Origin of the sequence: Actinophytocola sp. (genome assembly GCF_045807065.1) — a bacterium.
GTDB lineage: Bacteria > Actinomycetota > Actinomycetes > Mycobacteriales > Pseudonocardiaceae > Actinophytocola.
On record NZ_JBJMIE010000376.1, the window covers coordinates 1 to 4,918 of the forward strand.

Sequence of the window (4,918 nt, forward strand, 5' to 3'; positions counted from 1 at the left end):
CGGCGTGGCGAAGCTCTCGCGGTAGAGGCGTTCGACCTGAACGGCGTAAGCCACCAGCTCGAACGCGTCCACGGCCCGGACAGCGATGGCACGGCTCACACCCGGCAGGCTATCCCGGATTCAGTGGTCATCGCCGCCGTGTTCGCCATGGCTACCGTGATCGTCATCGTCGTGACCACCGCGGTCGTCGCCGCGCCCGCCGTGATCGTCGCTGTGATCGTCACCGTGATCGTCGCTGACCTGGCTGCCGTGGTCGTCGGCGCCCTGGCCATCGCGAGCGGCCTGACCGACCCGGATGACGGCACCCGTCCGCGCGTCGACCCGGACGTCGTAGGTGTTGCCGTCGGCAGTGGTGACCTCCACCTTCCACTCGGCGCGACCGTGCTCCACCTCGCGTTCGACCTCGCGGACGGTGCCGCCCACCCGGTCGGTGACGATCCGGCTCGCGTCGTCGGCCGACAGCTCACCGCTGCCGGGCGCGGGCACCGAGGTGGACGTGGACTCGCTCGTCGACGTTGACTCGGTCGTCGACGTGGACTCGCTCGTGGACGTGGGCTCCGAGAACGATGTGGACTCCGAGGTCGACGTGTCGGATGTGGACACGGGCGCGGCCGTCGGTGTGTCGTCAGAGGACATCGCGAACGCGGTGCCCGCCGTGACGGTCAACGCTCCGGCGGCAAGGACTCCTTCAAGCAATTTCCTGGTCATGCCGGCAACGATGCCGGGGACCGGCCTATGGCCACGCTGCCCGACGGTTAACGCGGCGCTAAGAGATCCACGACCACCAGCAACCCGCCGAGCGCGGACCGCGAGAACCGCACCGCGCCTCCCGTCCGCTCGGCCGCCCGCCGCACGATGTCCAACCCCAGCCCACTGGATCCCGCGCCGCTCACCCCGCGCCGCACCACGTCCCCGCCGGGCAGTCCGGGGCCCGCGTCCTCGACCGTCAGCACCGCGCCACCGGGCTGGGCGGCCAACGCGACCCGGAACGCGGTGCCGTTCGGCGTGTGCGCGAAGACGTTGCCCAGCAAGGCGTCCACGCAGGCCTCCAGGTCGGCGGACGCGAGCCCGACCGGCAGCGGTCCCGGCGCGACGTCGACGGTCATCGTCCGTTCGGTGTCCTCCGCCAGCACGCTCCAGAACGCGACGCGGTCGGCCACGACCTCCGCCGCGTCCGCGAAGGCGGGGGCGCCACGGCGGCGCGCCTGCTGGATCACCTCGGTGACGGCGCGGTTGACCGCCTCCACCCCGGCGCCGATCCGCGCGGCGTCCGCCGGGTCACCGAGCGCGTCCGCCTCCATCCGCAGCGAGGTCAGGGGCGTGCGGACGCGGTGCGACAGGTCGGCGACCGTCTCGCGTTCCTCCCGCAGTGCCTCGGCGATCCGGCCGGCGAGCCCGTTCAACGCGGTCGCGACCACACCGAGCTCCCCCGGTGCCGCGGGATCGGCCCGCGCCTCCAGATCACCGCGCCCGAGCCGGTGCGACACCGCCGCGAGGTCCACGGTGGACCGGACGAACGTGCGCGCCAGCCGGTCCGCGACCAGGAGGCTCACCAGCAGCAACGCCACCCCCAGCCCGCCGAGGAGCAACCACGCGCGAGGCACGCCGGCCGCCAGCGCGGCGTCGGAGACGAAGGTGCGGATCACCGCCGGGGACGTCGCGGGCCGGTCGACCGAGAACACGATCTCGCGTCCCCCCGACACCTCACCCGACTCGCTGCGCCCGCTCTGGGCCAGTGCCACCAGGGGCGACCGGCCGGCGGGAGTGCCGAGCACGTGCCCGCCGACGAACACCGACACGTCGTACGGCGAGGAGGCGTCGACCTGCCGGACGCTCTCGGCGAGCGAGCTCTCGTCGTTGGTGGCGACGAGCGAGGTGAGTGCCTGCGCCTCGACCGTGGCCCGCTGCACCGCCCGGTCGGCGGCGACGTTCTTCACCAGCAGCGCGAGTGGCACGAGGAACGCGACCAGCACGAGCGTCGTGGTGGCGGCGACGAGCAGCAGGACGCGCCGGCGCACGTCAGCTCACCGGCGCCGCGAGCCGCACGCCGACGCCGCGGACCGCGTGGAGATAACGGGGTGCCTGTGCGGTCTCGCCGAGCTTGCGGCGCAGCCACGACAGGTGCACGTCGACGGTCTTGTCGGCGCCGCCGTAGGGCAGCTGCCACACCTCGGTGAGCAGCTCCCGCTTGCTGACCACCTCGCCGGCCCGCGCGGCGAGGTGGTGCAGGAGGTCGAACTCGCGTGGCGTCAGCTCCAGCGGCCTGCCGTCGAGGGTGGCGCGGCGGGTTCGGGGGTCGACGGTGAGTCCGCCCGCGACGACGGTCGGGTCCTTGTCCTCGGCGGAGCGGCGCAGCACGGCGCGGATGCGGGCGTCGAGCTGCGCGACACCGAACGGCTTCACCACGTAGTCGTCCGCGCCGGCGTCGAGCACCGCGACGATCTCGGCCTCGTCGTCCCGGGCGGTGGCCACCACGACCGGCACGTCGGACACACCGCGCAGCATCCGCAGCATGGCCCTGCCGTCGAGGTCGGGCAGCCCGAGGTCGAGGACCACGACGTCGGGCCGGGCGCTCACCGCCTGCTCGAGCCCGGCCATCGCGGTCGGCGCGGAGACCACCGCGTGCCCGCGGTCGGTGAGGCCGCGGATGATCGACGAGCGGATCGTCGCGTCGTCCTCGACGACGAGTACCTGGGCCATGGTCGCACCGTAGCGGCTCGCCCGGCAGGCTCGTCCGTCCATAGGCCGCTGTTAGGAGTGTCTTAACCATCGCGGCGGGCATACTGCGTGACGTGCGCCTGACGACGGGATTCGTGCTGTGGGTGGTGGCCGCCGCAGCCGCGACCGCGGTCGGGCTCGCCGCCGTGGCCGCGATCGGCACGGACATCTTCGGCGCCGGGCGGGACCCGCTCAGCCGGTCCGAAGTGGACGAGCTGCTGGCCAGCCGCACCCAGTCGCCGCCGGTGTCCACGACGGTGCCCTCGTCGTCGGCCCCGGCATCGACCACGCCGACGACGCCCACGCCGACGACGACCGCGACCCCGCCCGCCGAGCAGCCGACGGTCACCGAGGGCGGCACGGTGATCGCCCGCTGCACCGCGGACGGGTTGGTCGAGGTCCTGTCCGCCACACCCGCGCAGGGCTACGCGGTCGACCGGGAGGACCACGTGGAGGACCACCCGTCGGTGCGGTTCTCCTCCGGTCACCGCAGGGTCGAGGTCCGCCTGCGGTGCGTGCACGGCACCCCGAACGCCGAGATCAAGGTCGACGACTGACGGGAACTACTTCAGCCCGACCTTCTCCTCCAGTTTGTCCAGCCGGCGCAGGACCGGCTCCAGCGCCGTGCTCACCGCCGCCGCGAGCCCGCCCTGGTTCGCCCGCAGCTGCACGTACCCGGCCAGCGCCGCCGACACCGCGTGCCGCACCTGCTTCGACTCCGCGCCCAACCCGCGCAGCACCTCCCCCGCCGCTCCGTCGGGCTCCGCGACCAACCCCAGCAGCAGGTGTTCGCAACCCACGTAGTTGTGGCCCAAGGTAAGCGCTTCCACCACGGTCAGCTCCAGCGCGTTGGCGGCCGTCACGCTGAACCTGGCAGCGCTTGTCCCCGCCGCGCCGGACGGCAGACCCCGCACGCCCTGGAGCACGCGCGTGGGATCGACGTCGATCGCGGTCAGCACACGCAGGGCCAGGTTCTCGCCCTCGGTCAGCAGGCCCAGCAGCAGGTCACGAGTACCCACCTCGGCGGCGCCCCGGTCCCGGGCGGCGGTGATCGCGAGCCTCACCACCTCCCGCGCCCGCTGCGTGAACGCCACCAGACCGGCGGTCGGGTCCGTACCGGTGAGGTCGCCGACCGCGCGGATGGCGGTCACCCGCTTCACCGACTGCTCCAGGGCGCGCTGGCAGATCGCCGAGACCGGCAGGCCGATCTCCTTCACACTGTCGGCGAGGTCATCCGGCAGGTACACGTTTATCTTCGGCATGACCCCATGTATACCCCCTAAAGGGGTTACACAACAACCCGCGCGGGCTCCAGGAGTCCGTCGCGAGCGAGCGCGGGCCGCACACCCTCACCGAACCAGTACGCCTCCTCCAGGTGCGGGTAACCGGAGAAGACGAACTCCTCGATGCCGATCGCGTGGTACTCCGCGATCCGCTCCGCGACCTCCTCGTGACTGCCGACGAGCGCGGTACCCGCGCCGCCACGCACGAGCCCGACGCCCGCCCACAGGTTCGGGTGGATCTCCAGGGAACGCGCGTCGCCGCCGTGGTTTCCGTTGTGCAGTGCGACCATTCGCCGCTGCCCCTCGGACTCGCTCGCCGCCAGCTGCTCCTGCGCCTGCCTGACCTGCACCGGATCGAGGGCGTCGAGCAGCTTCTGCGCCTCGCGCCACGCCTCCTCGCTGGAGTCGCGGGAGATAGTGTGCAGGCGGACGCCGAACCGGATGTCCCGGTCCCCGGCGAGATCCCGCACCCGCCCGATCTTCTCCGCCACCTGCGCGGGCGGTTCGCCCCACGTCAGGTACACGTCCGCGTGCCGGGCCGCGACCGGCAGGGCGGCCGGCGACGACCCACCGAAGTAGACAGGCGGGGTCGGGTCCGGCGGCGCCAGCAGCGTCGCGCCCTGGACGGACAGGTGCTCACCGGCGAAGTCGAACGGCGTGCCGCTCCACACGCCCCGCACGATCGACAGGAACTCGTCCGTCCGCGCGTACCGGGCGTCGTGGTCGTACCAGTCGCCGAACCGGCGCTGCTCGACGGCGTCCCCGCCGGTCACGACGTTCAGGAGCAGCCGGCCGCCGGAGATGCGCTGGTAGGTCGCGGCCATCTGCGCGGCGAGCGTCGGCGAGATCACCCCGGGCCGGAAGGCGACCAGGAACTTCAGCCGGGTCGTCTCCCGGGTCAGCGCGGCGGTGGTGAG

6 protein-coding genes are annotated in these 4,918 nt (G+C 72.9%); 1 reads left to right on the plus strand and 5 read right to left on the minus strand.

The window, feature by feature from the left end; genetic code table 11:
* Positions 1 to 120 precede the first annotated feature (120 nt).
* The 3 genes from ACJ73U_RS21855 to ACJ73U_RS21865 form a co-directional block, all read right to left on the minus strand.
* The gene (locus tag ACJ73U_RS21855) at positions 121 to 486 is read right to left on the minus strand and encodes a PepSY domain-containing protein (protein ID WP_407779535.1); all 366 of its coding nucleotides are present in this window, start codon (positions 484 to 486) and stop codon (positions 121 to 123) included.
* Between the two features lie 269 nt (positions 487 to 755).
* On the minus strand, positions 756 to 2,018 hold the full coding sequence (locus ACJ73U_RS21860; RefSeq protein WP_407779536.1) for an ATP-binding protein: 1,263 nt from the start codon (positions 2,016 to 2,018) through the stop codon (positions 756 to 758).
* 1 nt (position 2,019) lies between these two features.
* Positions 2,020 to 2,700, minus strand: coding sequence for a response regulator transcription factor (locus ACJ73U_RS21865; RefSeq protein ID WP_407779537.1), 681 nt, complete (start codon positions 2,698 to 2,700; stop codon positions 2,020 to 2,022).
* Positions 2,701 to 2,792: 92 nt separating this feature from the next.
* On the opposite strand from ACJ73U_RS21865, the gene ACJ73U_RS21870 reads away from it, so the two are divergent.
* Positions 2,793 to 3,275 carry a hypothetical protein gene (locus tag ACJ73U_RS21870; protein WP_407779538.1) on the plus strand — a complete coding sequence of 161 codons (483 nt, stop codon included), beginning with the start codon at positions 2,793 to 2,795 and terminating at the stop codon, positions 3,273 to 3,275.
* 6 nt (positions 3,276 to 3,281) lie between these two features.
* On the opposite strand, the gene ACJ73U_RS21875 is transcribed toward ACJ73U_RS21870, so the two are convergent.
* Both ACJ73U_RS21875 and ACJ73U_RS21880 read right to left on the minus strand, forming a co-directional pair.
* Positions 3,282 to 3,980, minus strand: a complete 699-nt coding sequence (locus ACJ73U_RS21875; protein ID WP_407779539.1) for a Clp protease N-terminal domain-containing protein — start codon at positions 3,978 to 3,980, stop codon at positions 3,282 to 3,284.
* 26 nt (positions 3,981 to 4,006) lie between these two features.
* Positions 4,007 to 4,918: LLM class flavin-dependent oxidoreductase (locus ACJ73U_RS21880; RefSeq protein ID WP_407779540.1), on the minus strand; the 912-nt coding region annotated here is incomplete at its 5' end.

What these genes read in the sequence shown, in the direction of transcription:
- ACJ73U_RS21865 (WP_407779537.1), bottom strand. Translation starts at nt 2,700, where the DNA reads ATGGCCCAGGTACTCGTCGTCGAGGACGACGCGACGATCCGCTCGTCG.
- ACJ73U_RS21875 (WP_407779539.1), bottom strand. Translation starts at nt 3,980, where the DNA reads ATGCCGAAGATAAACGTGTACCTGCCGGATGACCTCGCCGACAGTGTG.